At 60.5% G+C, this 24,993-nt stretch carries 22 protein-coding genes; 8 read left to right on the forward strand and 14 right to left on the reverse strand.

What is annotated here, in order from left to right; genetic code table 11:
- Positions 1-162: 162 nt before the first annotated feature.
- Positions 163-1,554 (forward strand): trypsin-like peptidase domain-containing protein, encoded by a 1,392-nt coding sequence (locus GKG36_RS10275; RefSeq protein ID WP_097774629.1) that lies wholly within the window; start codon positions 163-165, stop codon positions 1,552-1,554.
- A 49-nt stretch (positions 1,555-1,603) separates the two neighbouring features.
- Here the strand turns inward: GKG36_RS10275 and pulA are convergent, their stop codons facing one another.
- Complete coding sequence (pulA, locus tag GKG36_RS10280) at positions 1,604-3,559, reverse strand: type I pullulanase (protein ID WP_154260558.1); 1,956 nt, start codon at positions 3,557-3,559, stop codon at positions 1,604-1,606.
- Between the two features lie 136 nt (positions 3,560-3,695).
- Between pulA and GKG36_RS10285 the strand changes: the two genes are divergently transcribed.
- Positions 3,696-5,741 carry an AAA family ATPase gene (locus GKG36_RS10285; protein WP_154260560.1) on the forward strand — a complete coding sequence of 682 codons (2,046 nt, stop codon included), beginning with the start codon at positions 3,696-3,698 and terminating at the stop codon, positions 5,739-5,741.
- 318 nt (positions 5,742-6,059) lie between these two features.
- Here GKG36_RS10285 and GKG36_RS10290 read toward each other — a convergent pair whose 3' ends face one another.
- The 12 genes from GKG36_RS10290 to GKG36_RS10345 all read right to left on the reverse strand — a co-directional run bounded on the left by GKG36_RS10290 (position 6,060) and on the right by GKG36_RS10345 (position 17,165).
- Entirely contained in the window at positions 6,060-7,019 is a 960-nt protein-coding gene (locus tag GKG36_RS10290; protein WP_154260562.1) for a WYL domain-containing transcriptional regulator, read from the reverse strand.
- A gap of 15 nt (positions 7,020-7,034) precedes the next feature.
- The gene (locus GKG36_RS10295; RefSeq protein WP_097774633.1) at positions 7,035-7,898 is read right to left on the reverse strand and encodes a prephenate dehydrogenase; all 864 of its coding nucleotides are present in this window, start codon (positions 7,896-7,898) and stop codon (positions 7,035-7,037) included.
- Positions 7,891-9,162: a 3-phosphoshikimate 1-carboxyvinyltransferase gene (aroA, locus tag GKG36_RS10300; protein WP_154260564.1), complete on the reverse strand. Its 1,272-nt coding sequence runs from the start codon at positions 9,160-9,162 to the stop codon at positions 7,891-7,893. Before aroA ends, GKG36_RS10295 begins: the two co-directional genes overlap by 8 nt.
- 6 nt (positions 9,163-9,168) lie before the next feature.
- Positions 9,169-10,185, reverse strand: a complete 1,017-nt coding sequence (aroF, locus tag GKG36_RS10305; protein WP_097781196.1) for a 3-deoxy-7-phosphoheptulonate synthase — start codon at positions 10,183-10,185, stop codon at positions 9,169-9,171.
- A 21-nt stretch (positions 10,186-10,206) separates the two neighbouring features.
- Positions 10,207-10,671, reverse strand: a complete 465-nt coding sequence (locus GKG36_RS10310) for a type II 3-dehydroquinate dehydratase (RefSeq protein ID WP_097774636.1) — start codon at positions 10,669-10,671, stop codon at positions 10,207-10,209.
- Positions 10,652-11,914, reverse strand: a complete 1,263-nt coding sequence (locus GKG36_RS10315; RefSeq protein WP_154260566.1) for a shikimate kinase — start codon at positions 11,912-11,914, stop codon at positions 10,652-10,654. Before GKG36_RS10315 ends, GKG36_RS10310 begins: the two co-directional genes overlap by 20 nt.
- Before the next feature lies 1 nt (position 11,915).
- Positions 11,916-13,061, reverse strand: a complete 1,146-nt coding sequence (aroC, locus tag GKG36_RS10320) for a chorismate synthase (RefSeq protein WP_154260569.1) — start codon at positions 13,059-13,061, stop codon at positions 11,916-11,918.
- Positions 13,062-13,064: 3 nt separating this feature from the next.
- The gene (gene aroB, locus GKG36_RS10325; RefSeq protein ID WP_097776946.1) at positions 13,065-14,108 is read right to left on the reverse strand and encodes a 3-dehydroquinate synthase; all 1,044 of its coding nucleotides are present in this window, start codon (positions 14,106-14,108) and stop codon (positions 13,065-13,067) included.
- Positions 14,105-15,175 carry a prephenate dehydratase domain-containing protein gene (locus tag GKG36_RS10330; protein WP_120020030.1) on the reverse strand — a complete coding sequence of 357 codons (1,071 nt, stop codon included), beginning with the start codon at positions 15,173-15,175 and terminating at the stop codon, positions 14,105-14,107. Before GKG36_RS10330 ends, aroB begins: the two co-directional genes overlap by 4 nt.
- 303 nt (positions 15,176-15,478) lie before the next feature.
- Positions 15,479-15,658, reverse strand: a complete 180-nt coding sequence (locus GKG36_RS10335) for a hypothetical protein (protein WP_005943509.1) — start codon at positions 15,656-15,658, stop codon at positions 15,479-15,481.
- A 3-nt stretch (positions 15,659-15,661) separates the two neighbouring features.
- Positions 15,662-16,414, reverse strand: coding sequence for a hypothetical protein (locus GKG36_RS10340; protein ID WP_154260570.1), 753 nt, complete (start codon positions 16,412-16,414; stop codon positions 15,662-15,664).
- Between the two features lie 25 nt (positions 16,415-16,439).
- The gene (locus tag GKG36_RS10345; RefSeq protein WP_154260572.1) at positions 16,440-17,165 is read right to left on the reverse strand and encodes a lysophospholipid acyltransferase family protein; all 726 of its coding nucleotides are present in this window, start codon (positions 17,163-17,165) and stop codon (positions 16,440-16,442) included.
- 220 nt (positions 17,166-17,385) lie between these two features.
- Between GKG36_RS10345 and GKG36_RS10350 the strand changes: the two genes are divergently transcribed.
- The 6 genes from GKG36_RS10350 (at position 17,386) to GKG36_RS10375 (ending at position 24,350) form a co-directional block, all read left to right on the forward strand.
- Positions 17,386-18,228: a DUF624 domain-containing protein gene (locus GKG36_RS10350; protein ID WP_154260574.1), complete on the forward strand. Its 843-nt coding sequence runs from the start codon at positions 17,386-17,388 to the stop codon at positions 18,226-18,228.
- 30 nt (positions 18,229-18,258) lie between these two features.
- Entirely contained in the window at positions 18,259-19,623 is a 1,365-nt protein-coding gene (locus GKG36_RS10355) for a hypothetical protein (RefSeq protein WP_154260576.1), read from the forward strand.
- Positions 19,624-19,677: 54 nt separating this feature from the next.
- The gene (locus GKG36_RS10360; RefSeq protein ID WP_097774644.1) at positions 19,678-20,283 is read left to right on the forward strand and encodes a cytidylate kinase-like family protein; all 606 of its coding nucleotides are present in this window, start codon (positions 19,678-19,680) and stop codon (positions 20,281-20,283) included.
- 330 nt (positions 20,284-20,613) lie between these two features.
- A complete protein-coding gene (locus GKG36_RS10365) occupies positions 20,614-22,008 on the forward strand; it encodes an MATE family efflux transporter (protein WP_243145084.1) in 1,395 nt (464 codons plus the stop codon).
- A gap of 44 nt (positions 22,009-22,052) precedes the next feature.
- A complete protein-coding gene (locus tag GKG36_RS10370) occupies positions 22,053-22,757 on the forward strand; it encodes a DUF308 domain-containing protein (RefSeq protein ID WP_097774646.1) in 705 nt (234 codons plus the stop codon).
- Positions 22,758-22,943: 186 nt separating this feature from the next.
- A complete protein-coding gene (locus GKG36_RS10375; protein WP_154260580.1) occupies positions 22,944-24,350 on the forward strand; it encodes an FAD-dependent protein in 1,407 nt (468 codons plus the stop codon).
- A gap of 67 nt (positions 24,351-24,417) precedes the next feature.
- On the opposite strand, the gene GKG36_RS10380 is transcribed toward GKG36_RS10375, so the two are convergent.
- Complete coding sequence (locus GKG36_RS10380) at positions 24,418-24,894, reverse strand: peptidylprolyl isomerase (RefSeq protein ID WP_005943496.1); 477 nt, start codon at positions 24,892-24,894, stop codon at positions 24,418-24,420.
- Between the last annotated feature and the right edge of the window lie 99 nt (positions 24,895-24,993).

Genomic DNA, 24,993 nt, shown 5'->3' on the forward strand with positions numbered 1-24,993 from the left:
TAGCAAGCGCAAAGGCCGCTGTCAAGGGCGGAAAGCGCGTCTTTATTTCACAGTTTCTTCACGGCGCGCGCGATTGATTTTCACAATTGACGGTTACAATAGGAGCAGTTCAAAGGAACAGGGCTCCTGTGGACGTATCCCTTACGGAAAGGAAGTATCAGCATGGACAATGAGAACAAATGGGAATATGATTATTCCTCTCAGGATAAAAACGAAAGCGGAGATACCGGTTATCCCAATGTGGGCAGCAGCGGCATGAACACCGCCAACCAGTACAACGACCCGCAGCCGGAACCGGAGACCGCTTACACCGCCCCGCAGACAGACAACGGCGCAGGCGGTGCAACGCCGCCGGTACATCCAGTACAGCCGCAGGACGCGCAGCCCCCTAAAAAGAAGAAAAAGTTTAATGGCAAGCGCGTTGCACGCAGCGCCGTGGCGCTGGTGCTGGCCGCAGCCATGGGCTTTGCGGGCGGCTTTGTGGGGGCAAAGTTTGGCGGCAGCGGCAAGGTGGTCATTCAGCAGGTGGCACCTTCCTCTACGGCCGACAGTGCATCCGGTTCGGATAGTTCCATCACCGCAGCATCCAGCAGCGGCAGCAGCCTGACCACTGAACAGGTGGCTGATCTGGTCAGCCCCAGCGTGGTGGTCATCACTACGGAGCAGGTGGTCTACTCTCAGTGGTCGTGGTACGGCCAGAATCAGGTGGAGAGCGGTGCCGGCAGCGGCGTGATCATCAGCTCGGACGGCTACATCCTCACCTGTGCACATGTGGTGGACGGCGCTTCCACCATCACCGTTACCATTGGTGACAAGGACTACACCGCCACCCTCGTGGGCGAAGATACCACCAGCGATATCGCGGTCATCAAGATCGATGCTGACGGCCTGACCCCCGCCACCGTGGGCAACAGCGACAGCCTGAAGGTGGGCCAGAGCGTGATGGCTGTGGGCAACCCGCTGGGTGAGCTGGGCGGCACCGTGACCGGCGGCATGATCAGCGCTTTGAACCGCAGCGTCACCATTCAGGGCAGCAGCTCTGTGAACACCATGTCCCTGATCCAGATGGATGCTTCGGTCAGCCCCGGCAACTCCGGCGGCGGCCTGTTCAATATGAACGGTGAGCTGGTCGGCATTGTGAATGCAAAATCCTCTTCCAGCGATGCAGAGGGTCTGGGCTTTGCCATCCCCATCAACGATGCCATCAAGGTGGCACAGGAACTGCTGGAGAACGGCTATGTGACCGGACGGCCTTATTTGGGCATCACCTATCTGGCCGTGACCGACGCACAGACTGCTTCTCAACTGGGCGTGAATGCCTACGGCGTTTACGTTGTGGAGGTGGTCAAGGGCGGCCCTGCCGAAAAGGCAGGCCTGCAGGCCGGTGACCGCATCGTGAGCGTGGACGGCACCGAGATCGCCTCCAAGGACGACCTTGGCACCCTGATGCAGAAGCACGCAGCAGGCGATACGCTTTCCATCACCATTGCGCGTGAAGGCCAGATGCAGACGGTCAATGTGACGCTGGGCGAAAAGACGGCTTCCAACAGCTGAACAAAATAGAAAACAGGAGCGGATGAGAACTTTCCATCCGCTCCTGTTTTTATATCTGTCCAAAGATGGTGGCACTGTAAGGCATCAGCACGGCCTCGTGCTCATACACTCTTGCCGGGCCGCGCCACAGGCTGGACGAGATGCCGTCGCTCAGCATCTGCCAGCGCCCAACCGGCAGCGGCACGACCTTGCTGGTCTCGGTAGGGTTATAGAACACGCACAGCGCCTGCCATGCTGCGCCGTCGCCCCACTGGGCGGGCAGCTGCCAGCCCACCAGCGGCTGCTCCAGTGAGAAAAAATACAGGGCATCCGGCGCGTGGGGGTCGGTGCTGGAAAGCTGCGGGAATCTTGCCCGCAGCGCCAGCAGGCCGCGGTAGTAGTCCACCAGTGCATGATATTTTTCGGCCCGCTCCCAGTCCAGCCGGTTCAGCGCAGGCGAAGAGCAGTAGCTGTTGCCCTTCCCTTTTTTGGTGCGGGCAAACTCCTCGCCCGCCTGCAGGAAAGGCAGGCCGAAGCTGGTCAGGTAAATGCCCGCCGCCAGCCGGTTCTGGGCAAGGGCTGTGCTGTCTGCCGCCGTGAACTCCGGCTTTTCGTACCGCACCAGCAGCAGCTTGTCCCACAGGGTGAAGTTGTCGTGGGCGGAAACATAGCTCACGATCTGGCTGGGCGCGTGGGGCGGCAGACGGTCGCTGCGGCACCATGCCGCCACCGCGCCGCCGATGTCCCAGAAACTGCCGGGCCTGCCCTCCACATAGCCCGGCTCCCGGGCGTTGAAGCAGCCGCCCTTGATGGTGTCGCGGGTGTCGTCGCAGAAGATGCCCACCTGCTCGTCCAGCATCGCCAGATTGGCCTTGTTGGCCTCGTACCGGTGCAGCTGGCTCCCGCCGCCCTGCCACGGCTCGCCGTACATCAGGATATCCCGCCCGCCGGGCAGAGCATCCAGCGCGGCACGCACTGCGTTGATGGTCTCCACGTCGTACAGACCCATCAGGTCAAACCGGAAGCCGTCGATGTGGTATTCCTGCGCCCAGTAGAGGATGGAATCAATCATATACCGCCGGGCCATGGGACGCTCGCTGGCAAATTCGTTGCCGCAGCCGCTGCCGTTGGAAAAGCTGCCGTCCTCGTTCTGGCGGAAAAAGTAGCAGGGCACGGTGTCGTTCAGCGGGTTCTTATTGCGGTACATGTGGTTATACACCACATCCATCACCACACCGATGCCCGCCGCGTGCAGGGCTGCGATCATTTCCCTGCACTCCCGGATGCGCACCTCGCCGCGGGTGGGGTCGGTGGAATAGCTGCCTTCGGGCACATTGTAGTTGGTGGGGTCATAGCCCCAGTTGTACTGCCGCAGCAGCGGCTTTGCCTCGTCCACGCTGCCAAAATCAAAAATGGGCATCAGCTGCACATACTTCACGCCCAGACGCCGGAGGTAGTTCAGGCAGGTGGGGTGGATGCCGTCCCCGTGCAGGGTGGTGCCCTGCTGGGTAAAGGCCATGAACTTGCCCCGCCATGCCGGGCGCACGCCGCTGGCAGCGTCCTGCGAGAAGTCGCGCACGCTCACCTCCCACACCGCGCGCTGCTCCGGCGGGATGACCGGACGCACATCATGCTCCCACCCGGAGGGGGCGATGCGGGCAAGATCTACGATCATGCTGCGGGTGCCGTTCACGCCTGCCGCCCGGGCATAGGGGTCGCCGGTCTGGCGCGAAATGCCATCCACCGTGACCGTATAGGTATAGTATCGTCCGTGCTGGTCGCCGGGCAGATAGATGCTCCACACCCCCTGCTGCCCCCGCTCCAGCGGCAGAGTGCCTATGGGCTCACCGCCGCTGCCTTTGCGGTAAAGGCTGACCTCCACCCTCTGCGCCGTGGGTGCCCACAGGCGCAGATGGGTGCCGGAAACAGCATATTCCTGCCCCAGCGGGCCGGTGTAGGTGGTTTGAAGGTCAAAGGAGATGCTCTCGTACAGCGTTTTCAGTTCGGCGGGCGTTTTGACGGTCATAGTTTCTTCATTCCTTCTTGCAGATTTCCTATCAGATATAAGTGTAAACACCGGCGGTCTTTTTTGCAAGAGGGAATTGCAAAACCTGTCCGGGTACACTATACTGGAAGAAAACGACAAAAACGGAGGGCAAACCATGGCATATACCGACGATTGGGAAAACCTTATGAACGGTGTGTTCGGTGCAGGGGGCAGGCCGCGCTTTGGCGGCACCGCCCAGCCGGAGGCAAAGCCACAGAAATCCGGGACCTCAGCCGTGCCGGACCTGAACGCTGCTCTGCTGGAAAACCAGAAGCAGCTGGATGCCCTGCTCAAAAAACAGAACGCCCAGCTGAAAACGCAGGACACTGCGGTGCAGTCTGCTCTGGAGGACAGCCGCCAGATGCTGCGGGATATGGAAGCGGACGGCCTGCTTGCCAAGGGCACTGCCGATGTGACCGCAGAGCACCTTGGCAGCTTTGAGGGCCTTGCCGCCGAGGTGAAAAAGACCGTTCTCGGGCAGGATGCCTTTGTGGACAGCGTGGTGCGCGCCATGCGCCGGCCCTTTGTGCTGGGCACCGAGCGCCCGGCAGCACGCAATGTGATCCTGCTGTGCGGCGGAGCCGGTACGGGGCGGCATTTTGCGCTGGCAGAGACCGCCCGCATCATGGCGGCGCGGGGCCTTTTGCAGAGCGACAAAACCGCGGTGGTGGACCTTGCCCTCTACCCCAATTCCGGTGCGGAAAAGCTGTTTTTGCAGGATCTGTATGCGGCCCTGCACGCCCCCGGGGAGATCGTGATTTTTGAGCATTACGAGAGCTGCCATGCGGCCTTCCTCAAGACCCTTGCAGACCTTGCTGTGAAGGGCAGCGCACCGCTTTCCAGCCGGTATCTTGTGAACAAGGAGGGCATCCTTGTGGATGCAGGCACGGCGCTGGCACCGGGCGCTGTGAGCAGTATCACGCCCTGCGGCAAGTACCTCATCTTCTTTTCCCGCAAGGGCCGGGACGTGCTGGCAGATAAGTTCGGTGCGCCCTTTGTGGCGGCGGTGGGCGATGTGTGCGAGACCAGCGCCTTTGCCCGCGGGGACCTTGCAGCGCTGGCGGCGCAGCAGCTGAATGCGCTGGCCCAGAAGGTGAGCGCACGCCTTGGCCTGACCCTCTCTGCCGGGGCCGATGTGCGGGACTATGTAGCCGCCCAGTGCTCTAAGGAAAAGGGTGCGGCGGGCCTTGCGGAAGCCTGTGATGAGATCTTCCGTGCCCTGAGTGAATACTGCCTGCAGACCGATGCAAAGCTTACCGGCACCGTCACCCTGACCGCAAAGCCGGAGGGCGTATGGTTCAGCCTGAACGACCAGCCCGAGCAGGAGCTGTCTGCCCTGCTGCCTGCCGAGTACACGGGCGCTGTAGATGAAATCCGCGCCGAACTCAACGGCCTTGTGGGCCTTGGGGCGGTCAAGGAGTATGTGTTCGGTCTGGCGGATAACCTGCAGGTGCAGCAGCGCCGCGCGGCGGCAGGTTTCAAGACCGCCAGCCTTTCCATGCACATGATCTTCACCGGCAACCCGGGCACCGGCAAGACCACCATTGCCCGGCTGGTGGCAAAGTACCTCAAGGCCATCGGCGCGCTGAAGGGCGGCCAGCTGGTGGAAGTGACCCGCGCCGACCTTGTGGGCCGCTACACCGGTCACACCGCCCCGCTGACCAATAGCGTCATCGAGAGTGCCCTCGGCGGTGTGCTGTTTATCGATGAAGCCTACAGCCTCTACCGCGGCGAGCAGGACAGCTTTGGGCTCGAAGCCATCGACACCCTTGTGAAGGGCATGGAGGACCACCGGGACGAGCTGGTGGTGATCCTTGCAGGCTACACCCGGGAGATGGAGACTTTTCTCACTGCCAACAGCGGCCTTGCCAGCCGCTTCCCCAACAAGATCGAGTTCCCGGACTACACGGCAGACGAGCTGCTGGACATCACCAACGTGCTGGCAAAGGGCAAGGGCTACCGCCTTGCCGAGGGCTGTACCTTCCCGCTTTTGGGCTACTACAAGCGCCGTCAGGCGCTGGACAGCCGCACCGCCGGCAACGGCCGTCTTGCCCGCAACACGCTGGAAAAGGCCATCTTCCACCAGAGCCGCCGCCTTGTGGCAGAACCTGCCGCCGAGCTGGATCTGATTTTGCCCGGCGATCTGGAATTTGAGGAGTGAGAGATTCAGAATGGCCTCCGCTTCGCTCTGGCCATGCTCAGCGGAAGAATTATTTATAGGAACAGCAAACCCCGGCAGGCTGCGGCCTGCCGGGGTTTGCATTTTTCACGGATGGAGTCGTATCGGAAAGCAGCATCTGGCGCTCTGGCTCCACAGGGCAGGACGGTGCCGTGAAATTATTTCCTGCCGGAAACGCTGCATCTCCCGGTCCGGGCCTTCCCTGTGAAAAAAGGTTCCGGAAAAATCCGCAGATTTTTCCGGAACCTGATTATAAATATCATTTCATCTGATGATGGCCAGAGCGAAGCGGAGGCCATTTTAATCGTGCTGCTTCGCAAGGGCCTGCACCATATCGTGTATCCCCTTGCGCACCTCGGCGGGAGCCGTTACTTCTACCTTGCCGCCAAAGCCGCACACCCAGCCGTAGAACTGGGGGCTGACGCATACCGGCACATCAAAGTGAAAATATGCACCGTCTTCCTCCGGCACGAACAGCGGCGTTTTGCCAAAGCGGTCGCGCATGGCGCTTTCCAGGTCGGCGGTGCAGCGCAGAGTGACCCGGTACTCCGGCCCGCCGAACATGTTGAAGTGCTTGCGCAGATAGGCGGGCAGGTCGAACTGGCGGAACTCGGCCTTGCCCCGGCGGGCATCGCCCAGCACCGTCACGGAAGACATGCGGTCCACGCGGTAGTTGCGGATGCCCGCAGGCTCTTTCTCGTCCTGATAAGCGATAAGGTAGTAGCAGCCGTTTTCCCATGCCAGCTGCCACGGGCTGACGGCGCGGGTGCCGCCGTCCTTGTAGCGGAACCGCACCATTCTGCCCGCATTGATGGCGCTGTGCAGCGCATCGATGCTGTAAAGCAGGGTGTGGCTGTCGCTTTTGGGGCGGCCATCCACGTACACCTGACGCTGCAGCTGGGTGCCCTCGTAGTCGGAGCAGAGGGCTTCCAGTTTATGGATGAGTTTACTGCTGGTGCGTGCCGACACAACCTTGCTGGCCTGTACGGCATCCACCAGCAGCTTCAGCTCAGAAAGCTCAAAGGTGCGGCTGGCCAGCCAGTAGCCGCCGCCGCGCCCGCGCCGCAGCTGGATGTCATACCCCAGACTGCGCAGGGTGTCGATATCGCTGTAGATGCTTTTGCGCTCGGCAAGAATGTCCTGCTGTTCCAGCAGCTCTACCAGCTGCGGTACATTGAGCAGGTGTTCTTCATCGGTCTTTTGTTCCAGAATACGCAAAAGGGTCAAAAGCTTGGATTTCTGGCCTTCCTGCTTGGGCATGGGAGCACCTCCGGTTTATTCGGGCAGTTTTTTGTCGAACGCCGCGCGGCGTTGGGTGGAAAGACGGAACATCTCTTCCAGCTTGTTCCGGTCGTCGGCCACAAGGGCAGCGCGCATCTGCTGCAGCGCAGCATCGAACTGGTCAATCTCGCTGATGAGGTTTTCCTTATTCCACAAAAACAGCTCTGCCCACATTTTATCGTTGATGCGTGCAATGCGGGTCAGGTCACGGAAGGAGTCGCCGGTGTACTCGCACAGCGAAGAGTTATCGTTGGCGCACATCAGGCTCACGGCGATGGCGTGGCACAGCTGGCTCACATAGCCGATCATCTTGTCGTGCTCCTGCACCGTCAGGGTGCAGATGTGGTGGAAGCCCAGCACTTCGGCCAGGTCCTTTGCCCACTGAATGGCCTCTGGCGTGTTCTTTTCCGTGGGGGTGATGATGAAGTTGGCCGGGGCAAAGTTCACCTCGGCGGCGTGCTCCACGCTGGAAGTCTCACGCCCTGCCATCGGGTGGCTGGCAATGAACTCCACGCCCGCCGGGCACATGGCCTGCACCGGCTCCACAAGGCCGGTCTTTACGCCGGAAACATCGGTAAAGATGCAGCCGGGCTTGAGCAGATGGCCGTAGGTGCGGAACCACTCGATGAGGGCCGTGGGGTACAGACCAAAGATGATGTGGTCGGCGCTGCTCACAAGGTCCTCAAAATCGTGGGTCTTGCCGCTGGCGATATAGCCGTGCTCTAGCGCGTACTGCAAATGCCCTTCGCTGCGGTTGATGCCGTCCACATGGAAACCGGCTTTCGTCAGTTCCAGCGCGTATTTGCCGCCCAGCAGGCCAAGGCCCACCACGAGATAACGTTTTGTTTTATCAAGCATATTCCACCTCCGCGCCCAAGGGCTTGATGGCTTCAAAGAAATTCGGCCAGCTTTTTGTAATGGCTTCGGCATCGTCCACGGTCAGGGGGATGCCCGTACTCAGGGCCAGCACCGCAAGGCTCATGACCACACGGTGGTCATTGTGCCCATGCAGAACACCTGCCGGGGCGTGCAGCCTGTTCGCGCAGCCGTGCACCGTAATGGTGCCGCCCTCGCTTTCCAGCACGCCGCCGCAGGCACGCAGCTCGGCCTCCATGGCAGCGATGCGGTCACTCTCCTTCAGGCGTAAACGCTCTGCGTTGCGGATGACTGTAGTGCCCTCGCACAGCAGGCCCAGCACCATGAGCACAGGGCCAAGGTCCGGGCAGTCCGCAAGGTCAATGTCCACACCGTGCAGGGGGGCCTTTTCAAAAGAGATGCCCTCTGCCGTGCGGGTAAACACCGCGCCGCACCGGCGCAGGATGTCCAGAATGGCGGCATCGCCCTGCAGCGTTTCCGGGGCAAGGCCGGTGATGGTCACGCCGCCGCACGCGGCCCCCAGCACCGCCGGGAACGCGGCCTGACTGTAATCGCCCTCCACGGTGTAATCGCAGGGGCGATAGTGCTGCCCGCCCGGGATGGCAAGAGTGTTTTCGTCCAGCCAATGGCTCTGCACACCGAAGGCTGCCTGCACAGAGCGGGTCATATCGATGTAGCTGCGGCTCTCCACCGGCGGAATGAGGTGCAGCGTGCTGTCTCCGGCCAGCAGCGGCAGAGCAAACAGCAGCCCGCTGATGAACTGGCTGGATACATTGCCTGCAAGGCGGTATTCGCCGGGGGTCAGTGCCCCTTCCACGGTCAGCCCGGCAGCGCTCTGCTCAAACCGCAGGCCCTGCTCCCGGTACAGAGCTTCATACACCGACTGAGGCCGCTCCATCAGCCGCCCGCGGCCGGTGAAGGAAACTGCCTGTCCGGTCAGGCTGGCGATGGGGATGAGAAAGCGCAGGGTGCTGCCGCTCTCGCAGCAGTCCACCGGCGCGGCAAGGGGCACAAAATGCCCCAGCCCTTCCACCACAGCATCGTCTGCGCCGGTGCGCACACGGGCGCACAGCTGTGCCGCTGCGCCCAGCGTGGCAGAGATGTCCTTGCTGAATTCCAGATTGGTGATGTGGCTGCGGCCCTCGGCCAGTGCCGCACAGAGCACAGCACGGTGAGCCATGCTCTTGCTGGGTGGGGCAGTGATGGTGCCGCCCACGGAACGCGCGTTCTGAATCGTTACCAGCATAGGCCGTTACATATCCCGGCCAATGGCCCATGCCACCTGACGGCACTTTGCCATGGCCTGTGCGAAGGAATCCGGGGTCAGGCACTGTGCGCCGTCGCTCCATGCGTGCTGCGGGTCGTAGTGGACCTCCACTTCCAGACCATCGGCACCGGCGGCCACGGCAGCGATCATCATGGGCTCGACCAGATTGGCCTTGCCGGTGGCGTGGCTGGGGTCCACGATGATGGGCAGGTGGGTCTTTTCGTGGATGATGGGCACTGCAGAGAGATCGAGGGTGTTGCGGGTGTACTTCTCGAAGGTGCGGATGCCGCGCTCGCACAGAATGACCTGCTCGTTGCCGCCGGCCATGATATACTCAGCGCTCATGATCCACTCCTCGATGGTGTTGCACAGGCCGCGCTTGAGCAGCACCGGCTTGTGCATCTTGCCCACGGCCTTGAGCAGCTGGAAGTTCTGCATGTTGCGGGCACCGATCTGCACCACGTCCACGTACTCCTCAAACTCCGGGATGCGGTCCTCGCTCATCAGCTCGGAGACGATGGGCATGCCGGTGGCCTCGCGGGCCTTTACCATATCCAGAATGCCCTCGGTCTCAAGGCCCTGGAAGGAGTAGGGAGAGGTGCGGGGCTTGTAGGCACCGCCGCGGAACAGGGTGGCACCGCCGGCCTTCACGCCCTGTGCAATGCGCAGAGCCTGCTCTGCGCCCTCGATGCTGCAGGGGCCTGCCATGACGGCGATCTTTTCCTTGCCGCCGATCTTCACGCCGCCGCAGTCGATCACGGAATCTGCCGGGTGGAACAGGCGGTTTGCACGCTTATAGGGCGCGGACACGCGGGTGACGTTGTCGATCCACGGGTTTGCCAGCACATCCCGTTCGTCGATCTTGGTGGTGTCGCCCACCAGACCGAACACGTTGTAGTCCTTGCCGGTGATCAGGGTCACGTCCAGACCCTGCTTCTCGAATTTGTCAACGATCTTTTCCAGTTCGTCCTTCGGAGTCCCTTTTTTGGTGGAGATGATCATAGTGATAATTTCCTTTCGTTTTTACATCACGATATGCGCCTTGCTGGAGCCGTCGGTGCGCAGCAGCTGGGCCAGATAGATGCAGGCGTGCAGGTAGCCCTGCGGGCCTTCCCCGATGAAGTGGCCCTGACAGCCAAAGGACACCACGTCCGTCTTGCGGAAGGGCTCCCGCTCGTCCGGGGCGTGCAGCATCACTTCCACGGCGGGTACGCCGCACAGGCGCAGCGCGTCCAGAATGGCCACGCTGTAGTGGGCGTAGGCCCCGGGGTTGAGCACGATGCCGTCCACCCGGCCCGCTGCAGCCTGAATTTCGTCCACGAGGTCGCCCTCGTGGTTGGACTGGCAGCAGTCGGTCTCAATGCCCAGCTGTTCGCAGCCTGCCTGCACATAGTCCATGATGGCGTTATAATCCAGCTCACCGGGTACGCCCGGCTCCGACCAGCGCATGATGTTGAGGTTCGGGCCGTTAAGAATCAAAAATTTCATCCAGTGCCTCCATGGCGGCATGCAGGGCATCGTCCAGCGTGCCGTTGTTGGGAATGACGGCATCTGCCGCTGCCAGATACAGCGGACGGCGCTGTGCTTCCATCTGGCGCAGTGCGTCCATGCTGGAAGAAAGCGGCCTGCCGCCGCCCACGGCTAGCGCATCCACCGGCCGGTCGATGAACAGAATGACACCGTTCTGGTGCAGAGCACGCAGATTCTCCGGCTTTTTTACAATGCCGCCGCCGCAGGAAATGAGCTGCCGGCCCTCTTTGCCAAAGCGCTGTGTTTCGGCAGTTTCCTTTGTGCGGAAGCCGTCCTCGCCCTCGGCTGCAAAGATATCCGGGATGCTGCGGCCATCGGTCTTTACGATCTCCTCATCCAGATCCACAAAGGTACGGCCAAGGCTCTTTGCCAGCATCCTGCCGAGGGTGGTCTTGCCGGAAGAGGGCATCCCGATCAGGGCAATGTTCAGCATATCCCGGCGCAGTGCGGCAGTGATGCGCCGAATTTCAACCGGCGCATCCTCGAACTTGCGGTCCAGAAAATATTCTGCGGCATACACCGCCTGCGCCACCAGCATTTCAAGGCCGCCCACAGCCACCGGCACGCCCGCTTCCTCGGCGCGGAGGATGAGCTCGGTCTTGTCGGGGTTGTACACCACATCCACTACAGCCTCGAGGTCCGGCATGGCGGCAACGTCCAGATTGCACACACCTACATTCGGGTACATGCCCGCCGGGGTGGTGTTGATCACAATCTGCGCCCCGCTGGAAACGGCCTCTGCATAGCTCAGTTCGCCCTTTTCCGGGTCCGGATGGCGGCTGACGGTGAGCACCTTTGCCGCGCCCTTGTCCCGGGCCACAGCGCTGGTGGTGTTGTGGGTGCCGCCGGTGCCCAGAATGAGCACGGTTCTGCCTGCAAAATTCACGCCGTGGGCGTCGCACAGGTGGGCAAAGCCCATATAATCGGTGTTATAGCCGTAGAGCAGGCCGTTTTTGTTCACCACCGTGTTCACCGCCCCGATGGCCTTGGCCCGCGGGTCAATGTAGGAGCAGTATTCCATCACCAGCTTTTTATAGGGGATGGTCACATTGATGGCCTTGAACTGCCGCTTTGCCAGAAAGGCCCGGGCCTCTTCCTCGGTGGGCAGAGGGCACAGGTCGTAGTGGTAGCCGCAGAGCATCTCGTGGATGATCTTGGAGTAGGAGTGGCCGAGTTTTGCGCCGATGAGTCCGTATTCCATTTTACTCGTCCTCCTTCCGGAAGCTGGTGGGGTGGGTCATCCATGCCGCGCCGTAGCGTGCCGTGAGCAGGTCGCCCACAGCCAGTGCGGCGGCGCAGGTCTGTACGATGGCGGCTCTGGGCACGATGCAGGGGTCGTGACGGCCCTGAATGGACAGCTGTGCGTCCTTTTTGGCAAGATAGTCTACTGTATCCTGCTGCTTGTAGATGCTGGGTGTGGGTTTGACCACGGTGCGGAACACCACCGGCATCCCGTTGGCGATGCCGCCGTTGATGCCCGCATTGTGGTTGGTGGCAGTGACGACTGCTCCCTGCGGCGTCATGCGGAAGGCGTCGTTTGCTTCGGAGCCGCGCATTCCGGCAAAGCCGAAGCCGGTGCCGAACTCGATGCCCTTGACGGCGGGCACCGAGAACGCCAGATGTGCGATCTCGCTTTCCACGCTGTCGAAATAGGGCTCACCGATGCCTGCCGGCAGGCCGAGGATGGCGGTTTCCAGCATCCCGCCCACGCTGTCGCCATCCGCACCGGCGGCACGGATGGCGGCTTTCATGGGTTCTTCTACGGTTTCATCCAGCACCGCAAAGCCCTCGGGCTTGCTGGCAAGGGCTTCCACCTGAGCAGAGAGCTGTGCGGCATCATCCTGTGCAAAGCGGGTGTCCGCAATGCCAGCGCACTCTGCGATATGGGTGGTGATGTCGATGCCCGCACGGCGCAGTGCGCTCAGCACAATGGCACCGCCCGCCACAAGGGCGGCCGTCACCCGGCCGGAGAAGTGCCCGCCGCCGCGCGCATCCTGAAAGCCGTGGTACTTGGCGTAGGCGGTGTAGTCTGCATGGCCGGGGCGCAGAAGGTCTGCCGTTTTGGCGTAATCGCCGCTGCGGGTGTTGGTATTTTCGATCATCAGGGCAATGGCGGTGCCGGTGGTGCGGCCGTTCACCACGCCGGACAGCAGCTGCACGGCATCTGCCTCCACCCGGGGGGTGGACAGGCCGTCGCCCCGGGCACGGCGCTTGTCCATGCAGGCGGCGAGAAATGCCTCGTCCACCGGCAGGCCTGCGGCCATGCCGTCCAACACCGCGCCGATGGCGCGGCCATGGCTCTCGCCGAAAATGGTCAGCGAAAGGTCGCTGCCGAATGTATTTTTCATGGCTTACTCCTCAATGCCCAGCAGGGGACGCAGACCCTCCACCGGGATGGTCTCGGCGCGCCAGCAGCCCAGACCCGGCACCTTGATAATGGTGATCTGGCCGCTCTGTGCCTTTTTGTCGTGCAGCATTTCAGCCAGCACCTTTTCCTTATCGTAAGTAGTGCGGGTGGGCAGGCCGAGGCGGCGGTACACCGCGCGCACCCGCTTCTGCAGTGCCTTGGATTCGATCATGGGCAGCATGCCCAGAGCCACGCACTCGCCGTGGTAAAGGCCCACGGTGCGGCGGCCCTTGATGCCCTTGACGGCCTCGATGCCGTGGCCGATGGTGTGGCCGAAGTTGAGGGCCTTGCGCATGCCCTGCTCAGTCTCGTCCTGCTCCACGATGTTCTTCTTGAACCGCAGGCTGCGGCAGATGATCTCGCCGATCTGGGCATCCACGTCGCCATTTTCAAAGATCGCGAACAGCTCGGGGTCTGCCAGCAGGCTTGCCTTGACGGCTTCTGCCAGACCGTTGATGAAGTGGCGGCGGGGCAGGGTGGAAAGGGTGTCCGGATCCACGATGACGAGCTTGGGCTGCCAGAAAGCGCCCACGATGTTTTTGGTATCGCCCAGATCCACGGCGGTCTTGCCGCCGATAGAGGAATCGATCATGGAAAGGGTGGTGGTGGGGCAGTTGATGAAGTCGATGCCCCGCATGTAGATGGAAGCGGCAAAACCGGCCAGATCGCCCACCACGCCGCCGCCCACGGCGATCACCAGATCGCCGCGGCCCATGCCGAATTCCAGCATCTGCTTGAGGACGGATTCCAGAATTTTAAAGCTCTTGCTGGCTTCGCCCTGCGGCACCGTGATGATGTGGGCATCCTTGCACTGGTCGGCCACCATCTGGGCGTACTGTGCGGGCACACCACTGTCGGTCACAACGGCCACACGGCGGTCCAGCCGGGCGAACTGGTACAGGTTTTCCAGCGAGCCGCTCTTGACGATGATGTCATAGCTGCGCTCGCCCAGATTCATGGTCAGCTTGGTTCCGATAAATTCACTCATTTGGTATACACTCCTAACAGCCGCACGGTACGGCAGGTGCGGTCAAGCTCACGCAGCAGCGCGGCGGTCTCGTCGGCGGTGGGGTCGCCCACCAGCTCCACGTAAAAATAATATTCAAACGGCACATGAGGCATGGGCCGGCTCTTGATGGACTCCATATTGAAGCCGCTGGCACCGATGATCTGGATCACCTCGCCCAGCTTGCCGGGTTTGTTGTCCACCGTGAACAGCAGCGAGAACCGGTTGCCGCCGGTAGGCTTTTCGCGGCTGAGCACGATAAAGCGGGTGGTGTTGTCGCCGTCGGTGTTGATGCTGGGCACCAGCACCTCCAGCCCGTACAGTGCCGCCGTCTCCACGCTTGCAATGGCCGCTTTGGAGGAGTCGCCGCTTTCGGCCACGAACTTTGCGGCCATGGCGGTGTTGGCCATGGCGGTGGCGGGCAGGCCGAACTGCCTTAAAAAGGTTTCGCTCTGGGCGATGGCCTGCTGGTGGCTGTAGACGCTTTTGATCTGGTCGAGTTTTGTACCCGGCAGCACCAGAAGATTCTGGGAGATGGGCAGATCGTACACATCCACCACCCACAGCGCCGGATGGTTATAGCACAGATCCAGCACGGCGGAAACATCGCCCGCATGGCTGTTCTCAAAGGGAACGACGCCCCGGGCAGCATCGCCGCGTTCCACCGCGTCAAATACCTCGTCCCAGGTGGGATAGCTCACAGCCTCGGCGTGGGGGAACAGCGCCCGGAGGGCAATGTGGGCAAAGGCGCCCTCCACGCCCTGATAGGCGGCGCGGTTTTGGCCCAGCACCACGGCTTCGTACTGCTTTGCCACGTCCATCAGGTTCTGCACGTGGTCTTTATAGTAGGGCCGCAGGGCCGGGTCCTGAATGCGGGCCGCAGCCTTTTCCAGCACTGCCGTCTCGCGGGCGGCATCGTAAACGGGCAGGCCATGGGCTCTTTTGTATTCGGCCACCTGCAGCACGGCGGCCATCCGCCGCTCAAACAGCGCAGCCAGCTGGGCATCCACCGTGTCGATCTCGGCGCGCGCCTGTTCCAGTGCGTCCATGGGTTCACATCCTTTTGTATGTATGATAAATACCATCAAGATAATAGATACCCAGTAAGTATACCATAACTGGGACGGAGAAACAACAAAACCTCCGGCGTTTCAAAGGGGAGAATATTTCAAATCAGATATGTGTAAAAAGAACAAAATAGAAAACGAACTCCCTCAGTCAAACCCTTGCGGGTTTGCCAGCTCCCTCAAAGAGGGAGCCTTTGACAAAGCGGAAAAGTTTCCGGTTCTGCCAAAGGCCCCATCCCCGAGGGGGCTGTCGCCGAAGGCGACTGGGGGAGTTCTATTTGCATATTATCTGTTTTTCAGCAGTTCTTCCCGGCTCCTTGCTTTGCCGTAATATCTCCCATAGGGATTATCCAGCGCCTGTGCAAGGGAGACCGGCTTTTCCGGCTCTGGCCTTTGCACCGGCTTTGCTGTGCGGTCAAATGTGAACCCGGCGGCAGGCCCGCCGCGCTTTACCCGGAACCGCATGGCTCAGCCCTCTGCACTGGCGGTAGAAACAGCCCCGGCGGTCAGCTTGTTCCACAGTTCTTCGCCGCCCTCAAGCAGGCCGGCGGAGTCCTTGTTCCATGCGCCGCGGATGCCGATATAGTACCGGCTCATCAGCTCCTGACTGGAGCCGCTTTCGCTCTGCACAGCATCAGAAGCGTAATCGCCCAGATCAAGGCCCGCCAGCACCGGGCAGTCGGTCCAGCGGTAGACCATGTTCCACCAGTCACTGTCTGCGTCGGACTGCGGCAGGCTGCCGTCGAGGTAGCGCAGGGTGCCGGTGGTCTGCTGGAACCCGGCTGGGTCGTACAGGATGAAGATGGAACTCAGCGCGCCCTGAATGTCGGTGGAAAGTTTGGTGGTGCCTGCCATGTCAAGGTAGGCATCCGAGTCCTCGTTGCCAAAGTCCATGGTGTAGAGGTTCAGCTTTACCACCACCTTGCCGTCACCGTTCCGGTCTTCGCCGTAGGCGGCAAGGGCGTCCTGCAGGGCGGTCTGGGTGGCTTCCGGCAGGTAGTGGGGTGCCACAACGGCCACGTTATAGTCTGCATGGACGGTAAAGAAATACTGCCCGATGAAGTTGTAGCCGAAGAACACCACGATGATGCCGATGATGATGACCCACTTGAGGTTATAATCCCACCAGTTGGCCCAGCGTTCCTTGCGGGTGTACTGGCGCTGTTTGCGGGGCTGGAGGTCTTTGGGGTCGATATCGCGTTCGTAACGGTAGCTTGCCATGGGGCAGTTCCCTCCAAGTTCTGATTTACAGCTGTGCCAGAATGGCCTGACGCACAGCGTCCGGCAGCTGCTTCTGCTCGGCCTTGCTCATGCCTGCAGTCCGGATGGGCGGCAGCACCTTGATATGCACGCTGCCCGGATGGCACAGGTTGCCATTGTTCTCGAACAGGGCACGTGCACCGGTAATGGCCACCGGAACCACCGGTGCGCCGGTCTTGACGGCAATGCGGAATGCACCGGCCTTGAACTCACCGGCACCGCCCTCTTCCCCTTTGTAGCGGGTGCCCTCCGGGAAAATGACGAAGCTCTTGCCGCTCTCCACAATGGCAGTGGCATCGTTCAGGGCGCGCACGGATGCCCGCAGGTCGTCGCGCTGCACGAACACGCAGCCCAGCAGCTTCATCCAGCGGTTCAGCAGCGGGATCTTTTCCAGCTCTTCCTTGGCAAGGATGCCGTGGGGCTTATCCAGACTGGCCAGCAAAAGCGGGATGTCGTAGTAGCTGCGGTGGTTGCCCACGAACACGCAGGCCGTATCTTTGGGGATATTCTCAAGGCCCTCCACGCTCAGGAAAACGCCGGTCACCTTTAAAATGCCCCGGCTCCAGTGCGGGATATGCTTGTTGACGAGCTCTTCCACCAGCTGCATGTCGCCTGCAGCCAGAGCGCGTTCCGCCCGGCGCAGCACGCCATAATGGACGATCATATAACCAAATAAGTAAATAAACATCGCAATCGTGCGAAAAATGCTCATTGCGTTTTCCTCCCTTCGGCAAAATATGCCATTGTCATTGTATCACACTTTTTGTAAAAAGGGGAGAAATAACACTTTTTTTACAAATCGGAGGATCTGCGGTCTTGCAAAATTGACAAAATGCGGGTATATTTATAGTTGTAAAGCCAGCACAATGGCACTTTCTGCACGAAATGCTTTCTGCCGGCCCAATGGATGAAGAGAGAGGTACCATACGAACATGGGTTTATTTCCTTCCGCAAATGACTTCAAGGCCGGTAAGGGCGTTGAAAAGGATGCTCCCCGCAAGACCGGCATAGGCCGTTTTTTTGAGCTTGTGGGCCGCGATATGAACGGCATGTTCCTTGCAAACCTGCTGGCCTGCATCGGCTTTCTGCCGGTGATCTGTCTGGTGTACATCGGCTTTCTGGCAAACAGCCTGCCTGTCATGCTGGCAAGCGCGGTGGTAGGCGGAATTCTGGCCGGGCCTGCGCTGGCCGGCATGTACGATACCGTGCTGCGTGCCCTGCGTGACGAAGCCGGTTACTGGTGGGTGACCTATCGCCGTGCCTTCAAGCGCAACTTCAAGGCCAGCATTGCGCCGGGCATCTTCTACTGTGTGGTGGTCACGGCGCAGATCTTCCTTGTGTATTTCTGCTTCAATATGCTGAGCAAGGGCATCAATGTGGGCGTGCCGCTGTGGGTGGCCACGGTGCTGAACCTGCTCATCTTCCAGATGCTGTTCGCCTACATGTGGCCGCAGGTGGTGCTGCTGGATCAGCCCTTCAGCCTGACCGTGAAAAACAGCATCAACTGCATGATCGCGTTCCTGCCCCATGCACTGGCGGCGGCCATCGTGCAGATCCTGTTCTGGGGCGTGGTGATCCTGTGCATGCCGCTGGGCCTGCTGCTCATGCTGATCTTCGGCTTCTGGTTCGTGACCGAAGTATCCTGCCAGATCATCTACGGCGATATTGAAAAGGTGTTCCACATTGAGGAGAGCATCCGCAAAATGAAGGATGCCGAGCTGGAAGCCGCCCTCAAAGAGGACTACGGCGAAAGCACCGACGACACCGAAGAGTAAATTTGAACTTCCGCAAAGGAGAGGTGCTCCATGGAACAACGGAATAATCTGGTTTTGCAGGGCACCGAGACCTTCTCCCGCGGGCAGCTGGACAATGTGGCACTGGACGGCGGTGCACTGGTGCTGGACAGCGTGGCGGGCCGCTGCCTGCAATACGGCAGCTACACCACGCCGGAATTTGCCATGCCGGCCTTCTGCAACCTGAATGTCAGCTGGAACGCCTTTGCGCCCCACAACACCATGGTGGAGGTGCGCTGCCGGGTATATGCCGGAGGAAACTGGACCGGCTGGATGAGCTTTGGCAAGTGGGCACCGGGCTACCCCCGCTGCAGCTGCAATTCCCAGAGTGACGACGGCATGATCTTCCTCATGGGCGATACCGTGACCGTGGCAACGCCCGGCGGCGGCACCGGCGTGCAGCTGCAGGTGAACCTTTCCACCAACGATGACAAGGTCTCGCCCGCAGTGCGCCTGCTGGCCGCGGCAGTGCGGCCGCTGGCGTGGGAGAAGCACAACGGCCACCCGCTGAACCGGCAGCTCTATCTGCCGGAATACTGCCTTGCGGCCCACGATCCCAGCTTTGGGCGCACCATGGATCTGCCGCTGGTCATGGCGGCACTGATGAACTGCTGGGGCGAGGATGTCCTGCCCGAAGAAGTGGCCTATGTGATGGAGGACATGGCCCACAGCACCACCGCCAATGCGGCCTTTGCGGCTGCAGCCGCCGGCTGCTGCGGCTACCCCTGCTGGCAGGCATGGATGGACCTTGCCGACCTGCGTGCCCAGATCCACGATGACTGTTGTGTGGCAGTGCAGGTGGAGCGGCGCATCCGCGGCCAGCGGGACCCGGTGCGGGTCTGGATGGGCCTGCGCGGCTTTGGCCACGACGATGCCGTAATGGCAGATTATGTGCTGCTGAACGACCCCACCGCAGATTCCAACGGCGCAGTGAACTGCACCATGGCACTGGTGGACTTTATGCGTTACTTTACCGGGCGCGCCATCGCCCTGCGGGCAAAACCCCGCGATGTTGCCGCCAACCGTCCGCTGCGGATGCGCTGCGAGCTGGTGCCCGGCGAGACGGCAGACGTTTATTATTTTGAGCAGCGCGGCGTGAAGGACCCGCTGCCGGAAGGCTTTTCCGGCTGGGTGGCCTGTGCGTGCCACGACGGTGTGGCCCACGCCACCACCGCCCACCGCAGCTTCTGCCGGATGGAGCGCACGCCGGAGGGAGGCATCCGCTTCCCGGAAAAGATCATGGCCGCAGGCTGCCGCTGCAGCGTGTATGCAGTGGACCAGACCGGTGCCATGCGCGTGGCGGAGGTGCGGCTGCCAAAGCCGCGCCCCACGCCGGAGCAACCTGTTTCCCAGGCACAGGAAAAGCCGGCGGAATGACCGGCCCGACCCAAAGCCTTTGGGCTATAGATCAAGACATAGGAGGAACACATTATGGCAAAGACGATCATCACTTTGGGACGTGAATACTGCACGGGCGGCCGCTACATCGCTGAAGATGTGGCAAATGCGCTGGGCATCAAGCTTTACGACAAAGAGCTGATTACCATGGCAGCAAAGCACTCCGGTCTTTCGGAAGAAGCTGTTGCCGCCAGTGAAAAACGGCATACTCACAGCCTGCTGTACAGTCTGTACACCATGGGCAATGAGCTGCCGCTGGGCGATCAGGTGTTCATTCTTCAGAGCCGCATCATCAAGCAGCTGGCCGAGGAAGGCCCCTGCGTGATCCTGGGCCGCTGCGGCGACTATGTGCTGCGTGAGCGCAAGGATGTGCTGCGCGTGTTCGTGTACGCCCCCAAGGAGTGGCGGCTGGAATACGCAAAGACCAATCCTCTGGTCAAGGCCAAGGACGAAAAGGGCATCAAGGACGAGGTGGAAAAGACCGACCGCAACCGTTCTGCCTACTACAACTACTACACCCAGAACCGCTGGGGTGATGCCCACAACTATGATCTGGCCATCAACGCTGCTCTGGGCCGCGAGACCTGCGTGAAGATGATCCTGGACGCAGCCGCCGCCAAGGAGAAGAACCTTGGCTGACCGCCCGGGCACTTCAAAATAAAACAACGATGATTCGTGGGTAGGGTGCTTTTGCATCCTGCCCACGTTTCGGGCAACGGCGACTGTTTTACTCCTTCAGTCACGGCTCCCGCCGTGCCAGCTCCCTCGGAGAGGGAGCCTTTGGCAGTATGATGGAGTTTCTGATTTTGCCAATGCCTCCCTCATTGAGAAAGACTTCCCCCGGCCGGGGGAAGATGTCACGCAAGTGACAAAAAGGGGAGCGGTGGCATCGCGCAGCGATGACGGAAGGAGTTATTCGGCAGCAGCCTTGCCATATTCCCTGTAACCTCAACATCAAAAGGAGCAAACGTGGAAACAAAGCAACCCCAAACCTCTCCCGCCCAAACGCGGGAAAACATTATGGGCACCATGGAGATCAACCCTCTGCTGGTCAAGCTGAGCGTGCCCATGATGATCTCCATGCTGGTGCAGGCGCTTTACAACGTGGTGGACTCGGTGTTCGTGTCCCATGTGAGTGAAAGCGCCCTCACCGCTGTGTCCCTCGCCTTCTCGCTGCAGAATGTGATGATCGCTGTGGGCGTGGGCACCGGCGTGGGCGTCAACGCCATGCTGTCCAAAAGTCTGGGCGAAAAGAACCAGAGCCGCGCCAATGCCACGGCGAAAAACGGCATCTTTCTTTCGCTGTGCAGCTTCGTGGTGTTCCTCGTCATTGGCCTTACCTGCATGAAGCCCTATTTCTATGCACAGACCAGTGATGCGGCTATTGCGCAGCAGGGCATCCAGTATCTTTCGGTGTGCTGCATCTTCAGTCTGGGCCTTTTCACCCAGACCATGGGCGAAAAGCTGCTGGCCGCTACCGGCCGCACCCACCTGAGCATGATCAGTCAGCTGGTGGGTGCCGTGGTGAACATCATTCTGGACCCCATCTTCATCTTTGGCTACTGCGGTGAGGCCCTCAGTGGTACCACCGGCGCAGCTGTGGCAACGGTCATCGGCCAGTTCTGCGGCGCAGGCATGACCCTGTTCTTCAACCTGAACAAAAACCCAGATATCCAGATCAGCTTCAAGGGCTTCCGCCCCAGTGCCAAGGCCATTGGCCGCATCTACACGGTGGGCCTGCCCAGCATTGCCATGCAGTGCGTGGGCAGCCTGATGACCTTTGGCATGAACCTGATCCTCATGAGCTTCTCGGCCACGGCGGTGGCGGTGTTCGGTGTGTACTTCAAGCTGCAGAGCTTCGTGTTCATGCCCATCTTTGGCTTGAACAACGGCATGGTGCCCATCATCAGCTACAACTACGGTGCCCGCAGACCGGACCGCGTGAAAAAAACCATCAAGCTGGCAGTCTGCTATGCCGAGTGCATCATGCTCATTGGTTTCTGCATCTTCCAGTTCGCACCGGATAAGGTGCTGGGCATCTTTGCGGCCAGTGATGCCATGCTGGCCATTGGCATCCCGGCCATGCGCATCATCTGCCTGCACTTCCTGCTGGCGGGTGCCAGCATCGTGCTCAGCTCGGTGTTTCAGGCACTGGGCAACGGTGTGTTCAGCCTGATCGTTTCGGTCTGCCGTCAGCTGTTCGTGCTGCTGCCGGCCGCATGGCTGCTGGCACAGACCGGCAATGTCAACAATGTCTGGTGGGCCTTCCTCATCGCTGAGATCGTCAGTGTCCTGCTGAGCCTTGGCTTCTACGCCCGCATCAACAAAAACATCATTGCCCCCATGTATTCCCCTGCCGAATGAGGGCGTGAAAAACTGTCCCTGCAAAGGAAAGGAACGTGATCTCTATGGTAAAAAAGCTCAAATGGAATCTGGTGCTCATGAGTGCGTTGTATCTGGGTCTGGGCGTTTTTCTGCTCATGAAGCCCACCACGGCCCTGAACATCGTGTGCTATGCGCTGGGCGCTGTGGTGCTGGCCTGCGCGGCGGTGCAGCTCATCCGCTATTTTGTGGTGGAACGCGGTGTGTTCCAGAGCCAGCTCACCCTGATCTCCGGCATCATCTGTCTGGCATTGGGTGCGTTCCTGATCCTGCGCAGCGACATCGTGGTGAGTATCCTGCCCATCGTGTTCGGCCTGTTCGTGATCTTTGACAGCATCAGTCGTGTGCAGAACGCACTGGACCTGCGCCGCTGCGGCTATTCCAGCTGGAAGAGCTTTCTGCTGCTGCCGGTGCTCAGCGTGGTGCTGGGCGTTATCATGATCCTGAACCCCTTCGGCACCATGGAAACGCTGGTCATGGCCATTGGCATCATCCTGATCGTGGAGGGTTCCATCAACCTGCTCAGCGCCCTGTACACGGTGCTGGCCGTGCGCCGTTTTGCCAAGCTGCACCCGGAGACTCAGTCCATGCTGGAGTCCCTGACCGGTGAAGACCTGAACGGTGACGGCGTGGTCGCCCCGGATGTGACCCGCACCGATGCCGAGGCCAGCGCTGTGGAGCTGGATGAGGTGGACGAGAGCGCCACTGTGGAACAGGAGAACGAGAAATAAGGAAACTCCTCCAGTCTGCTTCGCAGACAGCCCCCTCTGGGATGGGGCCTCTGGCCAAACCGGAGACTTTTCCGTTTCCGCGGAAGTTTGCCGGAATGCCAAAGGCTCCCTCAATGAGGGAGCTGGCAAACCCGAAGGGTTTGACGGAAGGAGTTCGCAATCAAAACAGCAAAGGATAAAAGAGAAATGGAAAAGTATGATCTGATTATTGTCGGTGCCGGCCCGGCTGGCATTTTTACCGCTGTGGAGCTGCTGCGCCACGGCAGCAAAAAGAAGATGCTGCTGGTGGAAAAGGGCAAGCCCGTGGAAAAGCGCCACTGCCCCAAAGCCGAAGTGGGCCACTGCGTCAACTGCCGCCCCACCTGCGCCATCACCACCGGCTTTTCCGGTGCAGGTGCCTTCTCGGATGGCAAGCTGAGCCTCTCCTATGAGGTGGGCGGCGACCTGCCCGCCCTGATCGGAGAGGAGTTTGCACAGCAGCTCATCGACTACACCGACAAGATCTATCTTGAGTTCGGCGCAGACCCCCATGTGGAGGGCATCTACACCGGCGAGGAGATCAAGGAGATCCGCAAGAACGCCATCCATGCCGGCCTGAAGCTGGTGGACTGCCCGATCCGCCATCTGGGCACAGAGAAGGCGCAGCAGCTGTATCTGGCCATCCAGAACTATCTGGCCGACAACGGCGTGGAGATGCTGTTCAATACCGAGTGCGAGAACATCATCCTTGAGAACGAGGAGTGCAAGGGCGTGCTGCTGAAGGACGGCGATCAGGTCCGGCCTGTGTATGCGGATACCGTGGTCATTGGCACCGGCCGCCGCGGTGCGGACTGGCTGGAAAAGATCTGCGCCGAGCATCACATTGCCCATAAGCCCGGCACCGTGGACATCGGTGTGCGCGTGGAGTGCCGCAATGAGGTCATGGAAAAGGTGAACAAGGTGCTGTATGAGTCCAAGCTCATCGGCTACCCCAAGCCCTGGAAGAACAAGGTGCGCACCTTCTGCCAGAACCCCGGCGGCTTTGTGGCGCAGGAAAACTACGACAACGACCTTGCCGTGGTCAACGGCCACAGCTTCAAGGAGAAAAAGAGCGAGAACACCAACCTTGCGATTCTGGTCTCCCACAACTTTACCGAGCCGTTCAACCAGCCCATCGCCTACGCCCAGAAGGTGGGCGAGCTGACCAACATGCTGGGCGCAGGCCACATCATGGTGCAGCGCTACGGCGACATTCTGGACGGCAAGCGCACCTGGCAGAAGGAGCTGGCCCAGTCCAACGTGAAGCCCACCCTGAAGGATGCCGTGGCAGGCGACATTACCGCCGCCATGCCCTACCGCGCCATGACCAACATCATTGAGTTCATCAAGATGCTGGATATGGTGGTGCCCGGCTTTGCCGCCAACGAGACCCTGCTGTACAGCCCGGAGCTGAAGTTCTACTCCAACAAGGTGAAGATGGACGAGAACCTTGACACCAATATCAAGGGCCTGCACTGTCTGGGCGACTCCTCCGGCTGGACCCGCGGCCTGATGATGGCTTCGGTCATGGGCGTGCTCATGGGCCGCAAGCTGGCCGAAAAGGAAGGCTGCTAAAAACAAGCATCAACAAAAACAAAAAATCCCGGCACCGCAAGGTGTCGGGATTTTTTAGGTTTGAAATTCAGCCCTCAATGAGCTCCACAGTCTTCATCTTGACCGGGGTGGTGGGCTTATCGTTCCAGTCGGTGCGGACAGCTGCGATCTTGTCCACAACATCCATGCCTGCAACCACCTTGCCAAAGGCAGCGTACTGGCCGTCCAGATGAGGTGCATCCTGATGCATGATGAAGAACTGGCTGCCGGCGCTGTTGGGGTTCATGGCGCGTGCCATGCTGATCACGCCGCGGGTGTGCTTGAGCGGATTGTTCACGCCGTTTGCAGCAAACTCGCCCTTGATGTTCCAGCCGGGGCCGCCGGTGCCGTTGCCCAGCGGGCAGCCGCCCTGGATCATAAAGCCGGGAATCACGCGGTGGAAGGTCAGGCCGTTGTAAAAGCCCTCGCTGACCAGCTTCTTGAAATTCTCACAGGTGATAGGAGCGGCTTCTTCGTTCAGCTCGATATCGATGATGCCGCCGTCTTCCATAGTAATGCGAACCATAACGCTACAATACTCCTTTTGTGTTGCCCCGCAGCAGTGCGGGAGTGTTCGGCAGAAGGCCTGCCGGATATCTCTTATAGTATACCATAGGTTTTGGGG

It is taken from the genome of Faecalibacterium sp. BIOML-A1 (assembly GCF_009679715.1).
Classification (GTDB): domain Bacteria; phylum Bacillota; class Clostridia; order Oscillospirales; family Ruminococcaceae; genus Faecalibacterium; species Faecalibacterium taiwanense.

Bases quoted from the DNA above. Each gene is read 5' to 3' on its own strand.
- GKG36_RS10375 (WP_154260580.1), top strand. From the start codon at position 22,944: ATGGAAAAGTATGATCTGATTATTGTCGGTGCCGGCCCGGCTGGCATT.
- aroB (WP_097776946.1), bottom strand. From the start codon at position 14,108: ATGAGTGAATTTATCGGAACCAAGCTGACCATGAATCTGGGCGAGCGC.
- GKG36_RS10350 (WP_154260574.1), top strand. From the start codon at position 17,386: ATGGGTTTATTTCCTTCCGCAAATGACTTCAAGGCCGGTAAGGGCGTT.
- GKG36_RS10360 (WP_097774644.1), top strand. From the start codon at position 19,678: ATGGCAAAGACGATCATCACTTTGGGACGTGAATACTGCACGGGCGGC.
- GKG36_RS10335 (WP_005943509.1), bottom strand. From the start codon at position 15,658: ATGCGGTTCCGGGTAAAGCGCGGCGGGCCTGCCGCCGGGTTCACATTT.
- pulA (WP_154260558.1), bottom strand. From the start codon at position 3,559: ATGACCGTCAAAACGCCCGCCGAACTGAAAACGCTGTACGAGAGCATC.
- GKG36_RS10315 (WP_154260566.1), bottom strand. From the start codon at position 11,914: ATGGAATACGGACTCATCGGCGCAAAACTCGGCCACTCCTACTCCAAG.
- GKG36_RS10330 (WP_120020030.1), bottom strand. From the start codon at position 15,175: ATGGACGCACTGGAACAGGCGCGCGCCGAGATCGACACGGTGGATGCC.
- GKG36_RS10370 (WP_097774646.1), top strand. From the start codon at position 22,053: ATGGTAAAAAAGCTCAAATGGAATCTGGTGCTCATGAGTGCGTTGTAT.
- aroA (WP_154260564.1), bottom strand. From the start codon at position 9,162: ATGCTGGTAACGATTCAGAACGCGCGTTCCGTGGGCGGCACCATCACT.
- GKG36_RS10340 (WP_154260570.1), bottom strand. From the start codon at position 16,414: ATGGCAAGCTACCGTTACGAACGCGATATCGACCCCAAAGACCTCCAG.
- GKG36_RS10355 (WP_154260576.1), top strand. From the start codon at position 18,259: ATGGAACAACGGAATAATCTGGTTTTGCAGGGCACCGAGACCTTCTCC.
- GKG36_RS10290 (WP_154260562.1), bottom strand. From the start codon at position 7,019: ATGCCCAAGCAGGAAGGCCAGAAATCCAAGCTTTTGACCCTTTTGCGT.
- GKG36_RS10310 (WP_097774636.1), bottom strand. From the start codon at position 10,671: ATGAAATTTTTGATTCTTAACGGCCCGAACCTCAACATCATGCGCTGG.
- GKG36_RS10275 (WP_097774629.1), top strand. From the start codon at position 163: ATGGACAATGAGAACAAATGGGAATATGATTATTCCTCTCAGGATAAA.
- aroF (WP_097781196.1), bottom strand. From the start codon at position 10,185: ATGATCATCTCCACCAAAAAAGGGACTCCGAAGGACGAACTGGAAAAG.
- GKG36_RS10345 (WP_154260572.1), bottom strand. From the start codon at position 17,165: ATGAGCATTTTTCGCACGATTGCGATGTTTATTTACTTATTTGGTTAT.
- GKG36_RS10285 (WP_154260560.1), top strand. From the start codon at position 3,696: ATGGCATATACCGACGATTGGGAAAACCTTATGAACGGTGTGTTCGGT.
- GKG36_RS10380 (WP_005943496.1), bottom strand. From the start codon at position 24,894: ATGGTTCGCATTACTATGGAAGACGGCGGCATCATCGATATCGAGCTG.
- GKG36_RS10295 (WP_097774633.1), bottom strand. From the start codon at position 7,898: ATGCTTGATAAAACAAAACGTTATCTCGTGGTGGGCCTTGGCCTGCTG.
- aroC (WP_154260569.1), bottom strand. From the start codon at position 13,061: ATGAAAAATACATTCGGCAGCGACCTTTCGCTGACCATTTTCGGCGAG.